The organism is Streptomyces sp. NPDC005303, assembly GCF_040607335.1.
GTDB lineage: Bacteria > Actinomycetota > Actinomycetes > Streptomycetales > Streptomycetaceae > Streptomyces.
The window spans coordinates 479,801-501,558 of record NZ_JBEXGM010000002.1; the positions used below are offsets into that span (position 1 = coordinate 479,801).

General features: G+C 69.3%; 24 protein-coding genes and 1 pseudogene. 3 read left to right on the forward strand and 22 right to left on the reverse strand.

Annotated elements, in window-relative coordinates; genetic code table 11:
* Positions 1-3 precede the first annotated feature (3 nt).
* The 9 genes from ABZT93_RS06195 to ABZT93_RS06235 all read right to left on the reverse strand — a co-directional run bounded on the left by ABZT93_RS06195 (position 4) and on the right by ABZT93_RS06235 (position 6,648).
* Complete coding sequence (locus ABZT93_RS06195) at positions 4-798, reverse strand: hypothetical protein (RefSeq protein WP_356099656.1); 795 nt, start codon at positions 796-798, stop codon at positions 4-6.
* Between the two features lie 11 nt (positions 799-809).
* A complete protein-coding gene (locus tag ABZT93_RS06200) occupies positions 810-1,277 on the reverse strand; it encodes a hypothetical protein (RefSeq protein WP_356099659.1) in 468 nt (155 codons plus the stop codon).
* 20 nt (positions 1,278-1,297) lie between these two features.
* Positions 1,298-1,492 (reverse strand): hypothetical protein, encoded by a 195-nt coding sequence (locus ABZT93_RS06205; protein ID WP_329597851.1) that lies wholly within the window; start codon positions 1,490-1,492, stop codon positions 1,298-1,300.
* An 18-nt stretch (positions 1,493-1,510) separates the two neighbouring features.
* Complete coding sequence (locus tag ABZT93_RS06210) at positions 1,511-1,762, reverse strand: hypothetical protein (protein ID WP_356099662.1); 252 nt, start codon at positions 1,760-1,762, stop codon at positions 1,511-1,513.
* 141 nt (positions 1,763-1,903) lie between these two features.
* Positions 1,904-4,135, reverse strand: coding sequence for a cell division protein FtsK (locus ABZT93_RS06215; RefSeq protein ID WP_356099665.1), 2,232 nt, complete (start codon positions 4,133-4,135; stop codon positions 1,904-1,906).
* Between the two features lie 83 nt (positions 4,136-4,218).
* Positions 4,219-4,590, reverse strand: coding sequence for an RRQRL motif-containing zinc-binding protein (locus ABZT93_RS06220; RefSeq protein WP_356099668.1), 372 nt, complete (start codon positions 4,588-4,590; stop codon positions 4,219-4,221).
* Positions 4,587-5,447: a protein spdB gene (locus ABZT93_RS06225; RefSeq protein WP_356099671.1), complete on the reverse strand. Its 861-nt coding sequence runs from the start codon at positions 5,445-5,447 to the stop codon at positions 4,587-4,589. Before ABZT93_RS06225 ends, ABZT93_RS06220 begins: the two co-directional genes overlap by 4 nt.
* Positions 5,444-5,734 carry a hypothetical protein gene (locus tag ABZT93_RS06230; protein WP_356099808.1) on the reverse strand — a complete coding sequence of 97 codons (291 nt, stop codon included), beginning with the start codon at positions 5,732-5,734 and terminating at the stop codon, positions 5,444-5,446. The genes ABZT93_RS06225 and ABZT93_RS06230 overlap by 4 nt, the downstream gene beginning before the upstream one ends.
* Before the next feature lie 101 nt (positions 5,735-5,835).
* The gene (locus tag ABZT93_RS06235) at positions 5,836-6,648 is read right to left on the reverse strand and encodes a DUF4097 family beta strand repeat-containing protein (protein ID WP_356099673.1); all 813 of its coding nucleotides are present in this window, start codon (positions 6,646-6,648) and stop codon (positions 5,836-5,838) included.
* 484 nt (positions 6,649-7,132) lie between these two features.
* On the opposite strand from ABZT93_RS06235, the gene ABZT93_RS06240 reads away from it, so the two are divergent.
* Positions 7,133-7,891 (forward strand): XRE family transcriptional regulator, encoded by a 759-nt coding sequence (locus ABZT93_RS06240; RefSeq protein WP_356099676.1) that lies wholly within the window; start codon positions 7,133-7,135, stop codon positions 7,889-7,891.
* A 2-nt stretch (positions 7,892-7,893) separates the two neighbouring features.
* Entirely contained in the window at positions 7,894-8,367 is a 474-nt protein-coding gene (locus tag ABZT93_RS06245; protein ID WP_356099679.1) for an NUDIX domain-containing protein, read from the forward strand.
* On the opposite strand, the gene ABZT93_RS06250 is transcribed toward ABZT93_RS06245, so the two are convergent.
* The 4 genes from ABZT93_RS06250 to ABZT93_RS06265 form a co-directional block, all read right to left on the reverse strand.
* Positions 8,355-8,921, reverse strand: a complete 567-nt coding sequence (locus ABZT93_RS06250) for an HD domain-containing protein (RefSeq protein ID WP_356099682.1) — start codon at positions 8,919-8,921, stop codon at positions 8,355-8,357. The two genes, ABZT93_RS06245 and ABZT93_RS06250, sit on opposite strands and share 13 nt — an antisense overlap.
* Entirely contained in the window at positions 8,918-9,385 is a 468-nt protein-coding gene (locus ABZT93_RS06255) for a GntR family transcriptional regulator (protein ID WP_356099685.1), read from the reverse strand. The genes ABZT93_RS06250 and ABZT93_RS06255 overlap by 4 nt, the downstream gene beginning before the upstream one ends.
* Positions 9,386-9,625: 240 nt before the next feature.
* Positions 9,626-10,288 (reverse strand): hypothetical protein, encoded by a 663-nt coding sequence (locus ABZT93_RS06260; RefSeq protein WP_356099688.1) that lies wholly within the window; start codon positions 10,286-10,288, stop codon positions 9,626-9,628.
* 235 nt (positions 10,289-10,523) lie between these two features.
* On the reverse strand, positions 10,524-11,201 hold the full coding sequence (locus tag ABZT93_RS06265; protein ID WP_356099690.1) for a hypothetical protein: 678 nt from the start codon (positions 11,199-11,201) through the stop codon (positions 10,524-10,526).
* Between the two features lie 406 nt (positions 11,202-11,607).
* On the opposite strand from ABZT93_RS06265, the gene ABZT93_RS06270 reads away from it, so the two are divergent.
* Positions 11,608-12,201, forward strand: a complete 594-nt coding sequence (locus ABZT93_RS06270) for an FABP family protein (RefSeq protein WP_356099693.1) — start codon at positions 11,608-11,610, stop codon at positions 12,199-12,201.
* On the opposite strand, the gene ABZT93_RS06275 is transcribed toward ABZT93_RS06270, so the two are convergent.
* From ABZT93_RS06275 to ABZT93_RS06315, 9 genes and pseudogenes are all read right to left on the reverse strand, one after another.
* Positions 12,156-13,313 carry an SUKH-4 family immunity protein gene (locus tag ABZT93_RS06275; RefSeq protein ID WP_356099696.1) on the reverse strand — a complete coding sequence of 386 codons (1,158 nt, stop codon included), beginning with the start codon at positions 13,311-13,313 and terminating at the stop codon, positions 12,156-12,158. The two genes, ABZT93_RS06270 and ABZT93_RS06275, sit on opposite strands and share 46 nt — an antisense overlap.
* Before the next feature lie 132 nt (positions 13,314-13,445).
* A complete protein-coding gene (locus ABZT93_RS06280) occupies positions 13,446-13,976 on the reverse strand; it encodes an AAA family ATPase (protein WP_356099698.1) in 531 nt (176 codons plus the stop codon).
* A 34-nt stretch (positions 13,977-14,010) separates the two neighbouring features.
* Entirely contained in the window at positions 14,011-14,139 is a 129-nt protein-coding gene (locus ABZT93_RS06285; protein ID WP_356099701.1) for a hypothetical protein, read from the reverse strand.
* Positions 14,136-16,448 carry a molybdopterin cofactor-binding domain-containing protein gene (locus ABZT93_RS06290; RefSeq protein WP_356099704.1) on the reverse strand — a complete coding sequence of 771 codons (2,313 nt, stop codon included), beginning with the start codon at positions 16,446-16,448 and terminating at the stop codon, positions 14,136-14,138. Before ABZT93_RS06290 ends, ABZT93_RS06285 begins: the two co-directional genes overlap by 4 nt.
* The gene (locus ABZT93_RS06295; protein ID WP_356099707.1) at positions 16,445-18,226 is read right to left on the reverse strand and encodes a 2Fe-2S iron-sulfur cluster-binding protein; all 1,782 of its coding nucleotides are present in this window, start codon (positions 18,224-18,226) and stop codon (positions 16,445-16,447) included. Before ABZT93_RS06295 ends, ABZT93_RS06290 begins: the two co-directional genes overlap by 4 nt.
* Positions 18,223-19,116, reverse strand: coding sequence for an FAD binding domain-containing protein (locus ABZT93_RS06300; RefSeq protein ID WP_356099710.1), 894 nt, complete (start codon positions 19,114-19,116; stop codon positions 18,223-18,225). Before ABZT93_RS06300 ends, ABZT93_RS06295 begins: the two co-directional genes overlap by 4 nt.
* Before the next feature lie 245 nt (positions 19,117-19,361).
* Positions 19,362-20,987 (reverse strand): beta-N-acetylhexosaminidase, encoded by a 1,626-nt coding sequence (locus ABZT93_RS06305; RefSeq protein ID WP_356099713.1) that lies wholly within the window; start codon positions 20,985-20,987, stop codon positions 19,362-19,364.
* A 40-nt stretch (positions 20,988-21,027) separates the two neighbouring features.
* Positions 21,028-21,305 (reverse strand): annotated as a pseudogene (locus ABZT93_RS06310) (hypothetical protein); the annotation flags it as partial.
* Between the two features lie 160 nt (positions 21,306-21,465).
* Positions 21,466-21,744 (reverse strand): DUF3039 domain-containing protein, encoded by a 279-nt coding sequence (locus tag ABZT93_RS06315; protein WP_057610823.1) that lies wholly within the window; start codon positions 21,742-21,744, stop codon positions 21,466-21,468.
* Between the last annotated feature and the right edge of the window lie 14 nt (positions 21,745-21,758).

The following is a 21,758-nucleotide window of genomic DNA, read 5'->3' on the forward strand; positions in this document are numbered from 1 at the left end:
AAGCTAGGCCGCGTCGAGGAAGGGCTGTTCCCACGGCGGCATGCTGGCCAGAACGCGGGCACGCCAACGCATGGCGTAGTCGATGCAGTTGGCGCAGTTTTTATGGGTGTGACCGGGCAGCGGGGGCCGTCGGCGCGCGTGGTAGCTCCATGCTGCGGAATCAGCCGACGCGAGCAGGTGGCCGACCCGTTCCAGCCCGAGAATCTTGAAGCCGAAGCCGTGCAGCTTCAGCCCCCTCGCTGCCATCGCGGTCACGATCGCTGCACCCTCGCGGGTGGACTGCAAGCGGCAGACCGAGCCGAGCCCGACTGTGGGTTCACGGGTTAGGTCCACTCCGGCCCGCTCGTAGAGCTCCGCGCACCACTCGTAGTCCGCGACCGTCCGTCCTTGAAGAACCGGGGCGATCCGCAGTTCAGGGGCGAGGGAGCGCAGTTCGAGGAAGTTGGCGACGGTGCGGCGGATGTGCTCAGGAACGCTGAGGTGAGTGCCGGCGAAGACGTTCGGTCCGGCCGTGCCGCCGTGAATGATGAGGTCCTCGCACATCCAGTCTTGCGGTGCGGCCCAGTCGTAGGGGCCGACGCATTCCCAGATGCGGCGCAGGTCCTCGATGTACTGGCGCGGGGTGCGCGTCCAACGGCCGTGGCGCTGGAGCTCCGAGAATCCGCCGGAGTCCACCGCGTACGGGCCGCGCGCCTCGTCCAGCTTGACCGCGTTGATGAAGTGCTCGGACTTCAGGAACAGCGGCACGTTGGTCAGCCGGACCCAGTGACGTTTGTGAGTGGTCAGGTAGAAGCGCAAGCCGGGCCCCCTCAGCCGTAGAACTTGTTGCGCTTGATGACGGCCTTGCGGATGTTGACCGTCGTCCCGCCCCGGTGGCCGCTCGCGCTGAACACCTGCACGGCGATCCAGCCGCCGAAGATGACGGCGGCGAGGATGATGAGCTGTGTGATCAGCGCCGTGAGGGCGGTGATGAACGTGGTCAGCAGAAGGAGTCCGCCGCACACGGCGAGGAACCCGACGCCACCGAGGGCGACGTTCACCGCCGCGCGCGAGACGAGCGGCTTGGCGACGACCGGTTCGGGCTGGGCGGCGCTAACGGCGTAGCCGGTGACAACGCGGCCGTCCGGCAGAAGGACGCTCGCCACGGACGGGATCGCGCCCGGCTGCACGGGTACGAGCGGGACGGTGTGCGCGGGGGCGATCGGGGTGGGGGTGTGGACCTCCACGGCCGCCGTGGGGTGTCCGGCCGGACGGCCGTACGCGGTGGGTTCGTTCATGATGCTGGTCTCCCTTCGGGTCAGCGGCCAATGTCGGCGAGGGCGCCGGTGACGGCGGCAACGAGTTGGTTGACGGTGTCGGCCGCGCCGGTGTTGGCGAGGTAGAAGCCGAACAGGGCGACGGCGACGGCCGCGCCGAAGCCGACGGCCTTGAAGCGCAGCAGCAGAAGAGCGCCGATGCCGAGCAACAGCACGAGCGGGATGGTGATGACCATCGGTCCTCCGGGGTGGGGTCAGCGGGTGCCGGCGCGGTAGGTGCGCGCGGCGCGGTTGTAGATCCAGCGGCCGACGCGTATGCGCTTGCCGGTGGCGTCACAGCGGCGGCAGTCCTTGCCGCGCTTGGTCCGGCCCTTGCGGTCGGTCTTGAAGCCGTGGCCCATGCCGTGGCACTTGCGGCAGTCACCGAACGGGCTCAGCCAGCACTTGACGCTGTAACCGAGCGTGACGGCGAGTAGGCAGGCGATAGCAAGGAGGGGAAGGCTCATCAGGGGCCTCTCAGGCGGGTTTTCGGGGGTTTCCGCAGGTGGGCCGCTATCCGCTAGCAGCCTGATCAGGGGCGGTTTTGGTCGCTAGCAGGGTTGCTACCGGTAGCGACGCATGCCGCTACCGGTAGCAGGCCGTGAGACCTATCCGGCGTCCCGCTTTTCGTTGCGCTGCGTAATCGCCGCGGCGATGTCGTCGCGCTTGATGCCGCGCTTGTTGACCTGTTCGCCGTCGATGCGTCGGCTGATCTGCATGGTGCCGATGCCGAACGGCTTGAGCGCTGCGGTGAGCGCTTCCGCCTTGGGCTTGGGCTCCAACTCCGCCCACGGGCCGTAGACGTCGGGGCGCAGGTCGGCGAGGCGATCAACGATGGTCTCGGACCACACCTTGGCCTCGCCCTTGCCCAGCACGGACGCGACGTCGTCCAGGATCGTCGCGGACACCTCCGGCGCCGGGGCCTCGCCGACCGCGTCACCGGTCAGCGTGCCCTCCGCCTCCCGCAGCGCCGCCGCGCGGGTGAGGATGCGTTCAGCGTCACGACCGTCGGCGAGGTAGGTGCGCACGATCCCCGAGTCATCCGACATGCCCTTGAGCAGGCCAACGCCCTTGTGGGACTTGAGCAGCTTGGACGCGTCCAGACCCTCGCTGTAGGACCCGGCACCGAGGATCGTGTCCGAGACCTGGTAGGCACCGACCCGCAGCGCGAACCGGGCCTGGTGCTGGTCACGCAGCTCGGAGGGGCACGCCTTGTCGTCCGGCTTCTGCGTCGCCGTCATCACGGACACACCCACCGCGGGGGCGACCCGGGCGAGGTAGACCATGAGCGACAGGATCTCCTTGCCGTGCTCGGGGTGGGTCAGGTACTCCTGCACCTCATCCACCACGAACAGGGTGAGCGGCATGTTCAGCTTCTTGTCCCGGCTGATCTCCGGGGTGAGCTTGCCCTCCGGGCAGACGTGCAAGGGGAGTTCGGAGAGCCGGTGGTAGCGGTCTTCGACGTCCGCCTTGAGTTCCCGCAGCGAGGTCAGCAGGTGCTGAACCGGGTCGAACCCGTTCTTGGGCACGATGCCGAACCCGATGCGGTGCGCGACCAGCGCGAACTTGCGCCAGTCCGGGGACGCCTTGCCGTCGAACACGTACAGCCTGACGTACGGGTCCAACGCGGCGGCGAGGGCGATGGTGCGGGCAGAGAACGTCTTGCCCTGCCGGGGCACGGCGCCGACCAGCAACGACAGCCACAACATGGTCGCCATGACCGGGTTGCCGCGCTCGTCGACACCCCACGGGAACGGCTTCCAGAAGTCCACCCGGGTCGCCCCCAACAGCGGCGACTTGCCCGAGGGAACGGCGAGCGGATCACGGTCGGCGATCCAGTACGACACCCGCCGCCCGCTCGTCTCGTCCTTGTCCAGGAAGAGCTGAGTGGGGGCGATGTCCATACCGGAGGCGAGCCGGGCGTGAGCCTTCACCGCGTCCTCGAACGTCTTGCCGTACGGCAGATCCACCACCACGCGCCAGCCGTCGCCGTCCCGGCCAATCGGCCGCGGGAACGCGATGGTCTGATCCTTGGTGGTCAGCCCGGACGCCTCGTGTGCGCGGATGACGATGTCACTGGACAGCCGCCGCTTGCGGAACGTCACCTTGGCCATGTCGATCAGCGGCCGATCGGCCGGCGCCCCGACCGCCCCGAGCGTGGTCGTCAGCGTCGCCACGGCCAACAGCAGCAGCCAGGACGGCGCCATGACATACACGGCCAATACGGCGGCAAGGCCGATCAGGGACGCGATCGTGGCGACGATGCCCCGCAGGCGGACGCGGTCGTTGCGCTGCCGCGACAGCTTCAGGTACTCCGCCGCGTCCTCGTTGGCCACCGACGCCAGGCGCAGGCCCTTTCCTTCGGCGTCGAACACCCACCGGCCGATCGCCGTGGACCAGCGCCACGCGCCGCGCGGCGAGTACCACAGGATCTTCGGGGTGTAGATGCAGGGCAGGCGAACCGCGTGGTAGCCGATCACAGCCGAGTAGTGCCGCACTGCCCACTTGCGCACGGCCGTTCGCTGGTCGGGGAGCTTGACCCAGTCCGGCAGGACCGGAAGGCGGGCCTTGTCCTTGGCCTCCATCCATTCCGCGACCGAGGGCGGGTAGACCTCGCGCGGCGGGTCGACCGGCGCCCCGTCGGTCAGCCCTTCGGCCTCGGGGTCGTCGGTGTCGGGGAGTTCGGCCTCCCACTCCCCCGGCTTGACCACACCCGCGTCGGTGGGCGCGGGCGAGTCGGCGGGGGCGGTCTTCTTCAGCGGGAACGGCAGCACTTCGGCCGTCGGCGCTTCGGTGTTCTCCGGGTCGTCCGGGGGCGGGAAGGTGGGATTCTCCGTCACGATGTACGCACTCCTTCGGGAGTCGAAGGGTCCGGCCGGCTTGCTGTGGAAGGTGGGCGGCCGGACCCGGGATTCGGGGTGGCTCAAGCGGCGCGCTGTTCCTCGGGGTAGGCGCAGGTCACACACATGCCGAGCGTGGGCGGGATGACGTATCCAGCGTCCCGGTGGCACTCGGGGCAGCGGCGGCGAGCGGCATTGGCCTTCGCCAGGGCCGCCCACATCGCCGGGGTCATCGGCCGCACCGGCAGGGCGAGGTCGACGCGGTACAGGTAGGCGGTCAGCGGCTCGCGACGGCGACGCGGGCGCAGGATCTGCGCCGCGATGTCCTGACCACCCGGGCGCAGTCCACGGATGCGGAGCTGTCGGCGGGTGGCCAAGCCGTCCGGGGCCAGGCGCCACGGGTAGGTGGGGATACCGAACGTGGCGCCGTCTGGGTCCCAGAACCGCACGCTCATGCCACGCGCTTCCACGCGGCCCGCAACCGGACCTCGGAGGCGGAATGACCGGCCTGGCGAAACCGGGCAGCCATCTCGCGGTACGACAGGGCAGGCGTCTCGCTGTGCGTGATCGCGTCGACCAGGGCGTCAAGCGCCTCATCGGTGAGCGCGGGCCCCGAGTCCAGAGAGAGCGCGGTAACCGGCTCGACCGGGCCCCACACGGGGAGCTCCCAGACCGGTGTGACGTCGGGTGTGACGCGGCTCGTCACGCTGGTCAGCGCCCTGCCGGTGTCCTCGCCCTGCCGTGCCTCTTCCAGCGTCGACCACGCCCGGGAGAGGGTTTTGGCGGTCTTGGCCTGTACGCGTGCGACGCGGGCACCGGCCCCCGTCACGGCCGTCAGCCGGGTCTCCTCGGTCGCCGCGTCTGCCCGCAGTCGGGCACGCGCCACGGCCGCCTCATCCCGTGCTTCCTGCTGAATGCCCCGGATCGCGTCCAGGGCGGCGGTGGTGAGCGCGGTGCGCTCCCACAGCCCGTGAACCAGCCACAGCGCCTTCGCGGCGATCGGCAGCCACGCAACGGCCAGCCACGCACCGGCCGACTGTTCGGCGGTCAGCGCGTGGGCGACCAGGACACCGGCCGCGATCAGACCGAAGAACCAGCCGACGCCGGTGACGATGCGGCTGTGGTCGCCCTGCGCGGCGAGGCGCCGTTCGTAGGCGAGGGTGGCCAGCCATCCCCCGTCGATGCCGAGTCCGACGACCAGGGCGACCGGCCACGGCACGGCCGTGCCCAGCCACATCATGACCACGGCCAGGGTCAGGACCATGGACACCGCCGTCATCGCGACGGCGGGCAGTACGGTCTTGGCCCTCATGCCGCTTCCCCCGTCCCGGCCCGGTGGCCGCGCACGGAACGCAGGAACGGCACCGTACGGGTCAGCGCGTCGGCGTACAGGGCGTCCCAACCGGCGATCTCGTCACCGGCCTCCGCCTCCGCGGCCAGGTCGGCGAGGATGTCACGGGCCGCGTCCTGACGGGCGGCACGCTCGCCGTCCGTCTCGAACTCCAGCGGGCCACGGAACAGGTCGACGTCGATACCGAGCGCCAGTTCCGCGAACTCCAGGTCGCCGTACGCCTCCTGGCCAGCGACGAAAGTGCGCATACGCATGGTGGGTCTCTCCTTGGATACGTCGGGATGCGCGGGGCGGTCGGCTGTCCTGTCCGGGAGTGCGACCGCCCCACGAAGAACGGGGGGTGAGGGGACTAGCTGATCTGCACGTGGCCGCTGGTCACCCGACGGCGGACGTCCAGGTGACCGGCACCCGTGACGCGGACGCTGCCGGAGGTGGCGTTCACGGACAGACGGCCGGTGGCCTGCGAGGTCGCGGCCATGCGGACGTTGCCGGAGGTGAGGTTCAGCCGGGCGAGGTGGCCGCTGTAGGCGCCGACGTTGACGCTGCCGGACGTGAGGTTGATGTCCAGTGGGCCGCTGACCTCGCCGACGATGACGCTGCCGCTGGTGACGACGGCTTCCAGGTCGCCGACCCGCTCAGCGGTCAGCGTGCCGGAGGTGCCGTCGTACTCCAGCCGCGCGAGCGAGCCGGTGACGACGGTGTTCGCGCTGTTCGTGCTGATCGTGGCCACCGACTTGGCGGGCAGGTGGATCGTGGCGGTGATCGGAGTGACCGCGTCTCCGTCCGAGCCGGTGGCGGTGACCTCGCGGCCGTTGACGAAGACCTTGCCGCCGCCGTGGCCGGTGATGTGGACGTTGCCGTTCACGATCTGCACGCCGTTGCCACCGGAGAACGTCATGGTGTTACCGCCCACCCGAATCGTGGTGCTCCCGCCGATGCCGCCGGCCACGTCCGGGACGCGGACCCGCAGGTTCTGCCCGGTGAGGCTGACACTGGTGTCGCGGATCGCGTCGGCCGACGGGCCGGAGGTCGCCTCCGTCGCCAGCACCATGCGCGCCTGCTTCAGCGCCGGGTCGACAACGACACGGATACTGCCGGTGCTCATCGCCAGATCCAGGGCGATCGGGCCGACGACGTCCACGGGGATGATGCGCTCGGTCATGGGCTACTGCTCCTGACTGCGTCGGGAAAGGAGACCGAGCGCGGCGGGCTGTCCTGTCCGGGAGTGCCGGCGCGCTCGGTAAGCAGGCCAACGCCGCGAAAGGCGGCGGGCCAAGTGCCCCGGGCGAGATCCGATCTCGCGCCCTCACGGCTGGATACCGGGGCCGACGGACCTCACCCGGCCGTCACGGGGGCGGGGTCGAGCCCCGCCAATCTCAAGCACGCTGTTGAGTTCTCAAGGAACAGACGCTGCCTTCGTACTCACCCCTGCGGGCTTTCCCCCGGACGTTGTAGTACCTGTTTTACAGGTACTACATGGACCTCCGTCAAGTACCTCGACGGAACCTCTTGCGCTTCGCGCCGGAACTTCTTGGCGCACAATCAGAATCGCCCCAGGTCAGGGGACTTGGTCACCCCCTACGTGGACACCTCAAGGACGTCCGGATACCTTCAAGAGGTCCCAAGACGTCCCACCGGGGGTGCAGATGTCCAACGAGCGTTTGCGGTCTGCCTTGTTGGCGAGCGGCATGACGATTCAGGCGCTGGCCGAAGAGATCGACGTGAACCCGAAGACCGTCGAACGGTGGATCACCAAGGGGAAGGTTCCGTACCGGCGACACCAGTACGCGACGGCCGCAGCGCTCAAGGTCGACGTCACCACGCTGTGGGAGGACTCCCGGACCCAGGAATCAGCGGCTGACCTGAGCAAAGCCGAGATCACGGCTGTCTACCCGCATCGGCACGTCGTGCCGTCAAGCCTCTGGCGGGAGATGTGCGAGCGGGCTACCGAGCGCATCGACATCCTTGTGTACGCCGGTATCTACCTGGCGGAGGACCCTCTTTTCTTCTCGACCTTGAAGGAGAAGGCCAAGAGCGGCGTTCGCATCCGAGTACTCATGGGCGACCCTGAGTGCGAAGCCGTCATCCGACGCGGCATCGACGAAGGTCACCGCATCATGGGCGGCAAGATTCGGAATGCGCTGGTCAACTATCGTCCGCTGTTCACGAGTCACCCCGAAATAGGCTTTCGCCTGCATGACACAGTGCTCTACAACTCGATTTACCGCGCCGATGACGAGATGTTGGCCAACACCCACGTGTACGGCATCGGCGCCTACATGGCGCCCGTCCTCCACCTGCGGCGACTCCCCGGAGGCAGTCTGTTCGACACCTTCGCCAACAGCGTTCAACAGACCTGGGAAGGTGCCAGGCCAGTAACCGAAACCGACATCACGGGAGCTTGAGCATGGGACGCATCGACTACCTGCACGACCCGGACGCCCCGCCGGCCAACTCAGTTGTGCCCTCAGTCGTCGCGTTCGTACAGAACGACGCGGGCCAGGTGCTGATGATCCAGCGCTCCGACAACGGGCGGTGGGCACTTCCAGGTGGCGGCCACGACGTGGGCGAGTCGATCCGTGACACGGTGGTGCGCGAGGTGTGGGAAGAGACCGGCATCAAGGCGGAAGTCGTCGACATGTCCGGGATCTACACAGACCCCGGTCACGTGATGAAGTACGACGACGGCGAGGTCCGGCAGCAATTCAGCATCTGCTTCCGCGCGCGACCGGTCGGCGGCGAAGTGCGTACGAGCAACGAAACAACGCAGGTCCGCTGGGTCGACCCAGCGGACCTGTCGAAGTTGGACGTCCACCCCACCATGCGCCTCAGGATCGAGCACGCCATGGACCGGACCCGCCCCGTTCCCTACATCGGCTGACGCTTCGCGGCGGCGACTCGTTCGAGCACACGCGAAGTACTCGCGAGGATCTCCGGTTCGGCGCGACGGATGAACGTACCGATCAGGCTGTCCGGCCCGTAGCGACCGGCGATCTCGTTGACGCGGTCCACGGGATTCGTGGGCGTCCCGTCCGGAGTCGTGTTCATGTCGCAGTAGCAGAGCGCGTCATTGAGCTCAGCGCTCTCTCGCGGGAACTCACCCTCAAGTTCCTCGCGCAGCCCGCGGGCGTCCGCTTCCATCCACGAACAGGAGTGGTGAGCGACAAGGTGCACAACCCGCGCATCTGCGTTCGCGACATCCCGGAGGTAACGGGCCCCGTCAAGCGGGTGGAATCCCGTCTTAGCGAGGTCCGGTGCGTAACCGATGTCGTGCAGGACCGCAGCCGCCTCCAACAGCTCCGCGTCCGCGCCAAGGATCGGCGCGATGCTGCGTGCGCGCTCGGCAACTCCGACCGAGTGCTTCCAGCGACGCGGCAACGGGTCGGCAAGCAGCGATTCGGCGAGCGGGTATGCCCACTCCGTCAGTCCCGTCACAGTGAGGAACTCCCCTCTCGATTCGGCAGGGCCCGCACGGTTCGCACCTTGCCCTGCCCCCCTCCGGACAGCCAACCTGCGGCTTCCAGCTTCTCCAGCGCCTTAGTCACCGTCGGACGCGAGACGTCGAACCGCTCGCACAGTGCGGAAGCGCTCGGGAAGGTTGCCCCGACCTCAAGGCCATCATCCGCGAAGACGTCCGTGAGCCGTTCCGCGAGGGGGCGCCGGTCCGTTCGCTGCCCCTCCCTGACCACACGCCAGCGTCCACCCGGAACCGGCTCCGCAGCACCCTCCTTCTGAAGCACCGCGAATGCCCGGAGAACTACCCCGCGCGAGACTCCGTGATCATTCATAACCGCCGCGACCGACGGCACTTCCACCATCTTCGGGTCCGCGTCGATCTGCGCCTTGAGCGCATCCGCGATCTTCTGAAAAGTCCCGCGCGGGCTTGCTTGCTGCGACACTCACCCTCCCTGTCCGCGTCTCCCGCCGTCAGGGTCAAGCCTGCCATGCTGAGCGTCCGGCCGGAGCGCCCCGAGGGCTGAGTCTTCCGGCCCTGCGCTCCGCCTCTGAGCAGGCACGATCTCCGCCCACTCCGTCTCAGTTCGTAGCAGTACGCAGCCGTTCAAAGCAGTTCGCCGCGCCCCCTCGGGCCCGGCATCCGTACGGGTCTGAACACTGCGATTCGCGCGCCTACCTCCAGCTCACTCCTCATTGAGCGAGCCGTAACCAACCTGGCGCAGCAGACCAAGTACTGCATCCTTTAGGGCGTCACTGTCTGCTTCATCGCGCCACTGCACAAATGCAACTTTATTCCCATTTTGCTGCGCTTGACGCAATAACATCCCTGCGGGCCTCACGAGCTGCTGATTCGATACCAGAAGACCACCCATAACACTTGAACTCACCATCCCGATAACCTGCCGAACCAGATTCGACGAAACGGGGTTCTGCAATGATCGCAACTCGACGAAGATCGAGTGATGGTCTGGCGTTGCAACGATGATGTCGAAATTTGAAGGGCCGTCGTTCTGCTGCTCCCTAATTGAGAATTCAGGAAATAGGCGTATCAGTTCAGCCTGAACGAGCCGGTCATACACCATTCCCGATGTTCGAATGAAGGCGGAGTCCCGCGACGCACGCGGGTCGATTGTATTAAGGGCCTCCAGCGCGCTACGGGCTTCGCGGGGCGGCGCTTCTACCGCCTCTTGGATGACACGCCTACGCCGCGCTGCGAACCGCATCTGAGTTTCCCCATGCCCCAGCGTCAAAAGCGGATTCCCGGTTATAAGCATTAACAGGAAAATGATCCCGCCTAATACCAGGGCAACAGAACCGGCTTGATTATCAGTGGCGAAAACAGCCACCGCTCCGGCTCCAGAGAGCGCCAACCCTGTCACGCCAGCAGTGAACCTTCCCCACCCAGACAGAGGTTCCGCTTCGCCCTCGTCTGGGTCAGTTGTCTCTTCGGGTGGCTGCGTAGCGTCAGACATACACCAAGCCTATAGAAGAAGGGATACATTCAGCGAAACTAGGAGCCCGCACCGCAGCGTCGACCGCTTGGGGTGAGCCCGGCGAAAATTCTCCACGAACGCCAACGACTCAATTCAGCCTTCTGTCGCCAACGTCGACCAGTACATCCGCGATAGAGAAGTTGGACTCAAGAGCCTCTCGAAAACGCCTCAATGCCGCACGAATTTCAGAAATCTGATTCTGCGGGACTCCACTCTCCATGTACTCGCGGAAATCTCTGGCATCTCGCCCGAAATCATTACTAAGACTCACCGTAAAGCGAGCATAGAGCGGACCTGCACTATGCGACAATCTCACGGAGCGCGCTTCTTCGCCTAGCAGATCCAAGTCAACGTCGAGAGGTATATGACCGTCATGCAAAATACCGAGAAGTTCAATGAGTCGTCCAGATTTTCTATTCATCAGGACGTCTAGCTTTTCCTCGGGGTCCGAATCGATGATCCACATGACTTCGCTCTGGTCCGAGAGCAGTCCAGTCAAGCTTCGCACGGTTACGTACTGCCGCTGGACGGACTCCTTGAGTTCTTGCTTCAGCCAGTGGCGATTCCATTGATCTGCTCCAGCTTGCCCATACCTATTTAGCAGAGAGACAATGCTATCCGCAGTGATCATGGCTTCGTTGCAGCGGACATACAGGAGGAAGAGCTCTACAGCCAGCGCTCTTCTCTTCTTCTCGCCTCGCGCTGACGTGAGGCCTGGCAAGCCCTGAGTCAGAGTCTCTACCAAGAACTTCAACAGTTCGATCATGTCCGGCCCCCGCCCACTGTGTGCTGACCGATTATGGCAGCCAGAGGGCACTGCGAGGGGATGTGAGTGCACGGTGCAGACGGCGAGCTGGCTGAGGTGGCTCCGCGACTCGCGTCCGGCCGCGGGCCGTCTCAGTTTCCGTCTCGTTCGTCGCCGTACGCAGGCGTCCGAGACCGTTCATCCGCCCCGGGTCGACGCCGCGCCCGTACGGAAATGAACACCCTTGACCGCGCGCGAATCACACCCTGACCAGCACCGACAAACCTGCAAAGCGAGTTACGCGGGTTCGATTCCCGCCACGGCCTCTGTGGGGAAGGGGCGGCATCTCGTGCAGAGGTGCCGTCCCTTCCGCTGTGCGGCGTCCTACGCTGGCGGCCTGCAGTGGTCGTGAGTGAGGAGTGCGGGCGTGGTCGAGAGTGTGGCGGAGCAGCCCTTTCCGGAGAGCTACCGGGTGGACCGGGAACCGGCTCCGCACGCGTTGCTCGGACCCGTGCTCGGGTTTCTGGGGGTGTGGCGCGGTCGGGGCCGAGGTGGGTATCCGACGCTCGACGACGACTTCGCGTACGCGCAGGAGGTCTGCTTCAGTCACGACGGGCGGCCCTTTCTCCGGTACGAGGCCCGGGCCTGGCTGATCGACGGGGCCGGGGAGCCGCTGCGGCCGGCCGCACGGGAGAGCGGGTGGTGGCGGCTGCAGCCGGACGGCCGGGTGGAGGCGCTGGTCACCCAGCCCACCGGCATCACCGAGATCCTGGTCGGGCAGGCGGAAGGGGGCGCGGTCGATCTCGCCACGCACGCCGTGGCCCTCACTCCCACCGCCAAGGACGTGACCGCCACCCGTCGCCGCTACACCCTGGCCGACGGCGACAGCGCCACCTTCACCTTCGTCCACGACCTCGCAGCCGTCGGGCAGCCCCTGCGGCATCACCTCTCGGCGACCCTGCACCGCGCAGTCGGTCAGAGCACCCCGCCCGCCTCGTCCTGGAACAGCTCCGTCCAGTAGTGCCAGTCCGCGTCCGTCGTCGTGCCCGTGGGGTCGATCGTGGACAGGGCCCGGATCATGGTCTTGGCGACCTGGACGTACAGCGTGTTCGTCAGTTCGTGGGCGAGTGACTCGTCTATGCGGCGCTCCCGGTGCAGGAGCCAGAGGGTGAACGCGAGGGTGGAGATGTCGGTGTTCAGGGGGTGGAGCGTTCCCTCGCGTTCGCTCCAGTTCAGGACCGCGCCCGTCGCGCCGTCGACGACCAGGGTGTTGTCCTCGATGAGGTGGCCGAGGACGACCAGGTGTTCGGCGCGGGGCGGGAGGGTGGCCGGTGTGTCGGCCCGGTGCTCCGCGAGGGTCGGGAGCGGGGCGTCCGGGTCGGTGTGGAAGAGCACGCCGTCCTCGGGCAGACCCGTCTCCGCCAGGAAGCGGCGGGTCGGGGCGTGCGTCAGCGTGGACGGGAAGTCGATGTCCTCGAAGCGGGCGACCCTGTTCCGGCCGAACTCGTGGTCCAGGAGGCGCGGCGGGAGGTCCACGGCCAGGCCGGAGTCGGTGCCCGGGCCCGCCACCAGGGCCAGGGGGCGGATCAGGGCCGCGATCTTCCAGAACGTCGGCACCTCGCCGCCCGTGCCCTCCTCGAACACCGTCAGCAGCTGATGCGTCGCGTCCGCCACGGCCGTAGGACCGAAGCGGCCGGCGTACGCGGCGAACTGGCCGCGCACCTCCGTCAGTTCGTCCGTGGCCGTCGCGAAGCGGACCAGGGTGGGGAGCGACGGGGCCAGGGGGATGCGGTCCATCAGGTCGGGGCGGGCGTGGAAGAACGCCGTCGTCGAGACCTCGCCCGTGATCCCGTCGAGCAGGACCGACTCCGTCTCCCTGCCGTGCAGGTCCGTGAGTCCGCCTATGACCAGCTGGCCGCGCAGCTCCTCGCTGAGCCGGCCGGCCAGGTCGGCCGTCGAGTCCGCCACCGTCCGCAGGCCCTCCCTGCGGAGCTCCTCGAAGGTGAACAGGTCGCTGTCGGCGGGCAGTCCGGGGCCGCTGAGCCAGCGGCGGGTCGACACATGTGAGATGTAGGGCTGCAGTTCGTCCTCGGTCAGTCTGATCGCCGCTACGGCGGCATCGGTCGTGCTCATGGCTCCCCCGTGTGCTTCGTACGCAGTCCCCTGGCCGGGCACGGCACGGCGAACCCGTCGGGCCTGCGCTCGTCCCCCACTGCTCGAAACACTACGCGCCACCACTGACAACGCCCCCGTACCAAGGAGACGTCAGAGCACCCTCGCGCGTTCCCGTCCCGCGAGAATCGCCTCCACCGTCTGCGCGGGGGTCTGCGCGCAGGTGTCCAGCCACAGCCCGATCGGCGGGGTCGACTCCCGCAGCGCCTCGTCCAGCGCGGAGACCGTCCAGGCGGACCCATAACCCGCCTTCGCCCGGCCCGCCTCCCGGGCCGCGACCGTCCCGGCGTCCGGCGCCAGGACGACGACGTACAGGGGCCGGGTCCGGACCAGCCCGACGTATGCCGTCAGGTCTTCCCCCAGCACCACGTCCTGTACGACGGCCGTGAACCCGGCCTCGGCGTACGCGTCCGCCGTCGCGGCCGACAAGCGGTACCGCAGGCGCAGTTGAGCGGCGGCCTCCGCCGAGGCCCCGGGTGCGTACTCCTCGCGTCCCGACACGATCATCCGCCGGAACGCGTCCCCGCGGACATGCGCCGCCCGCGGCAGACGCTCCGCCAGCGCCTGTGCGACCGTCGACTTCCCGGCCGCCATCACACCGGTGACCAGGACGACCCCGTGCATCACGTGAACTCCCCGACGGCCGAAGGCACTTCGGTCAGGTGAAGTACACGCCGCCCAGCACGACCACGATCGCCGCCACCACGAACAGCAGGATCCACAGGGCCAACTTGCCGAGACCGGGCGGCGGTTCGTACTCGCGGGGCTCCTGCCCGGGAGCGCTCACCGGTCCGTCACCACCGCGGCCTGCGGGCGGATCGGGAGCCGGTTGACGGGACGGCCCGTCGCGGCGCGTACGGCGGAGGCGACCGCCGCCGGTGACGTGACCACCGGCACCGCGCTGGCCGCCTTCGCACCGAACGGGGCCACCACGTCCCGCTCCTCGACGAGCTTGACGATCCGGATCTCCGGCGCGTCCAGGGCCGTCGGCAGGGCGTACCCGGTGAGGTCCGGGTGGCGGATCAGCCCGCGCGCGCTGCGCAGGTTCTCCGTGAGCGCGATGCCGACGCCCTGGGTGACGCCCGCTTCGATGCGGGCCTCCAGCTGGGCCGGGTTGAGGATGCGGCCCACGTCCTGGGCGAGCGCCAGCTCGACCACGCGGACCGAGCCGAGTTCGATGTCGACGTCGACCACCGCGCGGATCGCGCAGAAGGCCATGCCGACGAAGGCGTCGCCCTGGCCGATCTCGTTGAGGGGCTCCGTCGGGTGCGGGCGGCACTGGGCGGTGGCCCACAGTTCCTTGCCGTCCATGGCCTCGGTGACCGTCGTCGAGAGCACTCCGTCGTACGAGGTGATCTTGCCGTCGGTGATCTGGAGCAGCTCGGTGGACATGCCGAACTTGTGCGCCAGGGGCTGGAGGAGCTGGGTGCGGACCATCTTGGCCGCCCGTTCCACCGCGCCGCCCGAGACCCAGGTGTGGCGGCCGCGACAGCCCGGTCCTGCCGGGGGCTGGTCGGTGTCGACGGGGGCGACGTGGACCTCGTCGATGCCGAGCGTCTCCTGGACGATCTGGCGGGCCAGCGTGGTGAAGCCCTGGCCGGTCTCGACGGCAGCGCAGAGGACCGTGGCGACGCCGTCCTGGACCCGTACGGTCGCCGTGGAGACCTCGTCCGCGCCCTCCGCGCCGAGCATGTGCACCATGCCGAGGCCGTAGCCGACGCCCCGGCGGATCGCGCCCGGTTCGCCCGCGCCCTCGGGGCCGCCGGGCAGCAGCCACTCGTCCTCGGGGGTGTCCTTGGGCAGCGCGGGCAGCGGGAAGTCCCGTACGGCCTGGAGCAGTTCGGCGACCGGGGCCGGGCAGGTGACGGTCTGGCCGGTCGGGAGTACGTCCCCGGTGGCGAGCGCGTTGCGCAGGCGCAGTTCCGCCGGGTCGACGCCCAGCCTCTTGGCCAGCTTGTCCATCTGCGCCTCGTAGGCGGCGCACACCTGCATGGCGCCCTCGCCGCGGACATGGCCGGAGGGCGGGTTGTTGGTGCGGACGGCCCAGCCCTCGATGAAGGCGTTCGGGACGACGTACGGTCCGCAGGCGAAGCCCACCGCGGCGGCCAGTGCCTCCGAGGAGGTGTCGGCGTAGGCGCCCGCGTCGAGCAGGATCTGCGCCTCGACCTTGACCAGCTTGCCCTCGGCGTCGGCGTGGTGGCGGTATCTCAGCAGCGTGGGGTGGCGGTGGACGTGGCCGAGGAAGGACTCCTCGCGCGTGGCCGTCAGCTTGACCGGGCAGCCGGTCTTGAGCGCGAGCAGGCCGAGCGGGAGCTGGAAGCCCTGGTCCTCGCGGTCGGCGGTGGCGCCGGGGACGCCGGTGACAACGATCTTGACGCGCTCGGGTTCGAGGCCGTAGCAGGCGGCTGCGGTGTCGCGGTCGGTGTGCGGGTCGGTGGAGGCGAGGTAGAGCTCGACGCCGCCGTCGGGGCGGGGTACGGCGAGGCCGGCCTCGGCGCCGATGGGCGCGGGGTCCTGGCGGCCGATGCGGTACTGGCCCTCGACGACGATCTCGCCGGTCGCGGAGGGGTCGCCGTGCTGGAGCGGGATGTGCCGGACCAGGTTGCCGTCGGGGTGCAGCGGCTCGGCCTCGAAGGACTGCTCCGGGTCGGTGACCGGGTCGAGCACCTCGTACTCGACGATGACGGCGGCCGCGGCCATGCGCGCGGTGTCGGGGTGGTCGGCGGCGACGGCCGCGATGGGCTCGCCGTGGTGGCGTACGACCTCGGAGGCGAAGACCGGGCGGTCGGCCTTGCCGCGGCCGTGCACCGGGCTGCCGGGCACGTCCTCGTGGGTGACGACCGCGCGGACTCCGGGCATCTCACGCGCGTGGGAGGTGTCGATGGACACGATGCGCGCGTGCGCGTGCGGCGAGCGCAGGACGGCGGCCCACAGCAGGCCCTCGGCCCACAGGTCGGCGGCGTAGGGGAAGGTGCCCTCGGTCTTCGCGCGCGCGTCGGCGGCCGGCAGGGAGACGCCGATGCCGTGCGGAATCGGCTCGGGGGCGGGTGCTGCTGCCTCCGCGGCGGTGGTCGCGGTGGCGGCTTCGTTGCTCACGCCTGGCCTCCGTCCTGTCCCTGTCCGTACGCCTGCTCATGTGGTCCGGCGGCGCCCGGGAACCCCGGGGAGTCGAACGCCGACGGGTGGACGCTGCCGCCTCCGGGACCCGCCTGGTGGGGGATACGCGGCTCGTCGCCGTCCGTCTCAGCGTCGCCGCTCGCGTGGGCCTCACGCTCTGCGACGACCTCCTTGACGGCGTCGACGACGCCCCGGTAGCCGGAGCAGCGGCAGAGGTTGCCGCACAGCGCCTGCCGTGTCTCCAGCTCGGTGGGCGCGGGGTTGCCCTCCAGCAGGTCGTGCACGGTCATCGCCATGCCGGGCACGCAGAAGCCGCACTGCACGGCGCCGCACCGGGCGAGCGCCCGCTGCACGTCCGAGGGGCTGCCGTCCTCGGCGAGGCCCTCGACGGTACGGACCTCGCTGCCGGCGGCGGTCACGCCGGGCACCAGGCAGGAGGCGACGAGCCGTCCGTCGACCTGGACGTTGCACGCCCCGCACTCGCCCTGTGAGCAACCGTCCTTGGCGCCGGCGAGACCGAGCCGCTCACGCAGTACGTAGAGCAGCGACTCGCCGATCCACGCGTCGGTGACGGGGCGGTCGACGCCGTTGACGCGCAGGACGTAGGAGGCGAGCGGGTGTTCTTCGCCGGGGTGCGCGGGAGCCTGGTCGTCCGGGTTCTCGTCGGGGTCGGCGGCGTACTGCTCGACGGCGTCGGGCGACGGTTCGTCCTCGCCCTCGTCCGGGGCGTGCTCGACACCGGGCCCGTCACCGTGCTCGGCGGGGCCGTCAGCGGCTTCTACGGCCTCTTCGGCGCCCCCGGGGACCCGGAGGGCCGCCAGTGCCTCACCGGGGCCGGGTGAGGGCCGTGAGGCGGTCGTGGAGGGGCCGTCCCCATAGGGCTCGGCGGGGTCGTGGGGCTGGGCCGTGTCGTGGGGCTCGGTGAGAGCGCTGCCGTGGCCGTCGGTGTGCGGGTGCGGGGAGTCGGGGGACGCCTCGTCCGTCACGGTGTGCGCGTCACCGTGCCGCTCGTCGACCTCGCCGCCCGGCGCCTCGGCGGCGGGCACGTGCGCGTGGCCGTCGCCGAGCGGACCCGTGGGAGCGTCGCCGACCGGACCACCGTGGCCCTCGTCGAAGCCGCCGCCGTGTCCGTCACCGTGCGGCACGTGCGTGTGCCGTTCCCCGGCCGGTCCGCCGTGCTCGGGTCCCGCACCCGGGCCACCCTGGGGTTGGTCCCCCCACGGCTGTGGCGGCTGGGTCGCCCAGGGCGCGGCCGCACCGCCCGGCAGGGTCGCCGGAGGGGTGCCGCCCCACTGCTCGACGAGGGACGACGTGGTGAACTCGCCCGATTCGTCCGGGAGGTCGCCGCCGGCCACCGGGATCGACCACTGGCCGGTGACGTCGTGGCCCGGCGCGGGCGCGGCCGCGGTGTCCTCGACGTGCCACTGCTGGGTGGTCGCGGGGTTGTACGTGAACTGTCCGGTCTGGCCCTGCGGCAGGGTGCTCGGGTCGGGCCAGTGGGCGCCCTCTGCCGGCACCGCCCAGCCGCCCGTGCCCGCCGGGTCGGTTCCGTCGCCCTGCGCGGCCGTTATCTGCGGCGGCACATAACCGTGACCGGGCGCGGCGAGCGGGCTGTCGGCGGAGGCCAGGAGGGCGTCGATGCCCCCTTCGGGCAGCTTCACGAAGGCGGTCGCGCCGTCGTCGTAGTCACCCTGAGGGAGCGGGTCCCAGCGGCCGGCGGCCCGGGGCGTGCCCTCTCCGTGCTGGTCGTCGGTCAAGACAGTGCCCTCCCCAGTGCTCGTCGGGCCAGCGCGGCGACTGTGCGCCGCAGGTGCAGTACGGCGGGCGGATGCTGCGGTACGGAACCGTCCGCGGCCGGTGCCGGGTCGGGGATGCAGGCCGCGGACACGTACTCCCCGAAGGCCTCCAGGGCCTCCGGGACGATCGCGCGGTTGTTGTCCCAGTCGATGAGCCGGGCGACCCACTGCTCGGCGTCCAGGGGTCGCAGCGGCATCGGCGCTATGGCACCGACGGCACATCTGACCCCGCGCCGGGCCGGATCGAGGACCAGCGCGACCGAGGCCATCGCGCGGCCCGGGCCGGTGCGGCCGGTGACCTTGAGGAAGACCTGCGGGGCGTGCAGCAGCGGCACCCGCACGAAGCCGATGAGTTCGCCTGCGCGCAGCATCTCCATGCCGGCCAGCAGATGCGAGACCGGCATCTCCCGGCGGGCGCCGTCCGGGCCCGCGATGATCAGCGTGGCCTCGAGGGCGGCGAGGACGGGCAGCGCGTCGCCCGTGGGGGCCGCCGAGGCGATGTTGCCGCCGAGGGTGCCCGCGTTGCGGATCTGCGGCGGTCCGGCGGCGCGGGCGGCGGCGGCGAGCGCGGGGATGAGGGCGGCGAAGTCGGGGCGGCCCATACGCGCGTGCGTGAGTCCCGCGCCGAGCAGGGCGTGCCCGTCCTGGTACTGCCAGCCGCGGATCTCGCTGATCCGGCCGAGGCCGACGAGCGCGGCGGGCCTGAGCTGCCCGGAGTTGACGGCGGCCATCAGGTCGGTGCCGCCGGCGACGGGCACCGCGGCGGGCATGGCGGTGAGTGCCGCCACGGCCTCGTCCAGTGTCGTGGGCAGCGTGACGGCCTGCGCCGCCTGCGGTGTGTGCGTGGTCAAACCGGCTGCCCCTTCCCGCTGCCCCACCTGGTCCTGCTGGTCCTGCCTGCTTGCTGCCGTACGGTACGTGCTGACAGGGCGGACGTGGCAACTCTGGCACATCTTCGCAACACGCGAAGACAGGGGTCCGCTAGGAGGCCTTCGGTGGCATTCGCCCGCCCCATCAGGGAGATGGTCCGTTTTCGTACGGGATCGCCCGCGCATGGCGATTGACACTCTTCGGTGACCCTTGAGGTCTTTTTCCCCTACCTGTTCGGGGGCTCCCCCTCGATCGGCCGGCCGAGCACACCGGGTCGCTTCTGCCACGGCAGCGGTCCCGCGGGCGGCCGGTAGCCGACACCCAGGGCGTCCAGCAGCTCGTAGTGGGCGGCCATCCGCCGCTCGAAGCCGGCGAAGTCCCGTTCCGCCGGGGCGGGCAGAGGACTCCAGGCCACTTCGGCGAAGGCCGCCAGCCGGGGGAAGGTCTGGTAGTCGACGCGTCCCTGGTCCTCCATCACCTCGGTCCACACGTTGGCCTGCGCGCCGAGGACGTGCGCGGCCTCCTCGGGCGTCAACTCCGGTGGAACGGGCTCGAACCGGTAGACGTCCTCCAGGGTGCGGACGTAGGCGATGGGAACCGGCTCGTCCGCGCCCGCGTCCTGCCGGTAGTCCAGATACACCTGCTGTTCGGGGCACATGACGACGTCGTGGCCGGCGCGGGCGGCGGCGATGCCGGCCGCGTAGCCGCGCCAGGACGAGACCGCCGCGCCCTCGGCGAGGCCGCCCTCAAGGATCTCGTCCCAGCCGATGAGCCTGCGCCCGCGCGCGGACAGCCACTTGTCGAAGTGTCCGATGAACCAGGACTGCAACTCGTCCTCGTCCGCGAGGCCGAGTTCCTCGATCCGGGCCTGGACGGAAGGCGACTCCCGCCACTGCTCCTTGGCGCATTCGTCGCCGCCGATGTGAATGAACTCGGAGGGAAACAGCTCCAGCAGTTCCTCGAACACGCCCTCGTAGAAGCGAAGGGTGTTGTCAGTGGGGGCGAGTACGTTCAGGGAGACGCCCCAGTTGTCCCAGACCGTGAGGGAGGTGGTGTCGATGACATCGGTGTTGCCGAGTTCCGGGTACGCGGCGATGGCCGCCTGCGAGTGTCCGGGTACGTCGATTTCGGGGACAACGGTGATATGCCGCTCGGCGGCGTAGGCGACGATCTCCCGGATGTCGTCCTGGGTGTAGAAGCCACCGTGCGGCTTCTCCTCCCACAGCGGTGACGCCCCGTGGCCGAATTTGGTACGCGCCCGCCAAGAGCCCACCTCGGTGAGCCGGGGGTATCTCTTGATCTCGATCCGCCAGCCCTGGTCGTCCGTCAGGTGGAAGTGGAAGACGTTGAGTTTGTGGGCGGCCATCAGGTCGAGGTAGCGCAGGACGCCGTCCTTGGGCATGAAGTGCCGGGACACGTCGAGCATGAGGCCGCGCCAGCGGAATCGCGGGGCGTCCTGGACCGTGAGGTGCGGCACGGTCCAGGTGCGGTCGCCGCCGAGGGGTGCCCTCCGATAGGCGTTCGGGCCGAGGAGTTGACGAAGCGTCTGGGCGCCCCAGAAGACTCCGGCCGCGCTGCCGCCCTCGATGAGGACACCGGTCTCGTCGCTGACGAGGCGGTACTCCTCGGGGCCGAGCCCCGGGTCGAGTCGGAGCCCGATGCCGTCGCCCTCGGCGTCGTCGAGTTCGCGGGCCTCGTGCAGCGGCAGCCCGGTGGCCTGCCACAGGACGCCGCGCAGCCAGCGGCCGACGCCTTCGGTGCCGGTACCGGCGTAGACCTGGGTGCGTGCCGTCAGCCGCACCTCGCCGGAGCCGGCGATGACCTCGCGCGCTGTCGGAATCAGTTCAGCCATGTCAGTCCTTGACCGCTCTACCCGGTCCCGAGACCAGGCGTCACTGTACGAGTACGAAGAACACCGGAACCGGAACCGTCATCACCGTCGACGCGGCCGTCACCCCGCCCCGGTATCGGCGAAGAGGAAATTGCCGCCGCCTCTTCCAAAGCCCGGAAACAAGGTCGGCGAGGTGGTCCGGAAGGGGAAGCGGAATCGCGGCACAGCGGTCGCCGCGAGAAAGGCGATCACCACGGAGAAGATCACGAAGCCGCCCGCGACGACAAGGCTGTTGACGAAATACCGACCGAAATCCTGCCACCCGAACACGCACCGGAATTGCAACATATGCAATGACGGTTTCGCTCAACGCAACGGAGGCTACGGGTTGCACGAACCCGCCCACAAGAGGTCTCAACCAATCCGTGACACGCAGAAGGTCCCCGGGGCGCGCGGTACGCACCCCGGGGACCCTGTGAAGCTCAGCCGGGCGGCCCGCCTACTTGTCGCCGCCCTTGTCGTCGTCCCCGGAACCCATGGACTCGTAGATCTCCTTGCACATGGGGCACACGGGGTACTTCTTGGGATCGCGGCCGGGCACCCACACCTTGCCGCACAGCGCCACGACGGGGGTCCCGTCGAGGGCGCTCGCCATGATCTTGTCCTTCTGGACGTAGTGGGCGAAGCGCTCGTGGTCGCCGTCGCCATGGGACACCTGCGGCGTCGGCTCTACGAGGGTCCCCGTACCAGTCCCGCGCTCGGGCTCAAGAGTGCTCATAAACGCCAAGGGTA

Excerpts from the sequence above, each read along its gene's own strand:
- ABZT93_RS06200 (WP_356099659.1), bottom strand. The coding sequence starts at position 1,277 with ATGAACGAACCCACCGCGTACGGCCGTCCGGCCGGACACCCCACGGCG.
- ABZT93_RS06205 (WP_329597851.1), bottom strand. The coding sequence starts at position 1,492 with ATGGTCATCACCATCCCGCTCGTGCTGTTGCTCGGCATCGGCGCTCTT.
- ABZT93_RS06210 (WP_356099662.1), bottom strand. The coding sequence starts at position 1,762 with ATGAGCCTTCCCCTCCTTGCTATCGCCTGCCTACTCGCCGTCACGCTC.
- ABZT93_RS06220 (WP_356099668.1), bottom strand. The coding sequence starts at position 4,590 with ATGAGCGTGCGGTTCTGGGACCCAGACGGCGCCACGTTCGGTATCCCC.
- ABZT93_RS06225 (WP_356099671.1), bottom strand. The coding sequence starts at position 5,447 with ATGAGGGCCAAGACCGTACTGCCCGCCGTCGCGATGACGGCGGTGTCC.
- ABZT93_RS06230 (WP_356099808.1), bottom strand. The coding sequence starts at position 5,734 with ATGCGCACTTTCGTCGCTGGCCAGGAGGCGTACGGCGACCTGGAGTTC.
- ABZT93_RS06235 (WP_356099673.1), bottom strand. The coding sequence starts at position 6,648 with ATGACCGAGCGCATCATCCCCGTGGACGTCGTCGGCCCGATCGCCCTG.
- ABZT93_RS06240 (WP_356099676.1), top strand. The coding sequence starts at position 7,133 with ATGTCCAACGAGCGTTTGCGGTCTGCCTTGTTGGCGAGCGGCATGACG.
- ABZT93_RS06245 (WP_356099679.1), top strand. The coding sequence starts at position 7,894 with ATGGGACGCATCGACTACCTGCACGACCCGGACGCCCCGCCGGCCAAC.
- ABZT93_RS06265 (WP_356099690.1), bottom strand. The coding sequence starts at position 11,201 with ATGATCGAACTGTTGAAGTTCTTGGTAGAGACTCTGACTCAGGGCTTG.
- ABZT93_RS06275 (WP_356099696.1), bottom strand. The coding sequence starts at position 13,313 with ATGAGCACGACCGATGCCGCCGTAGCGGCGATCAGACTGACCGAGGAC.
- ABZT93_RS06280 (WP_356099698.1), bottom strand. The coding sequence starts at position 13,976 with ATGCACGGGGTCGTCCTGGTCACCGGTGTGATGGCGGCCGGGAAGTCG.
- ABZT93_RS06305 (WP_356099713.1), bottom strand. The coding sequence starts at position 20,987 with ATGGCTGAACTGATTCCGACAGCGCGCGAGGTCATCGCCGGCTCCGGC.
- ABZT93_RS06315 (WP_057610823.1), bottom strand. The coding sequence starts at position 21,744 with ATGAGCACTCTTGAGCCCGAGCGCGGGACTGGTACGGGGACCCTCGTA.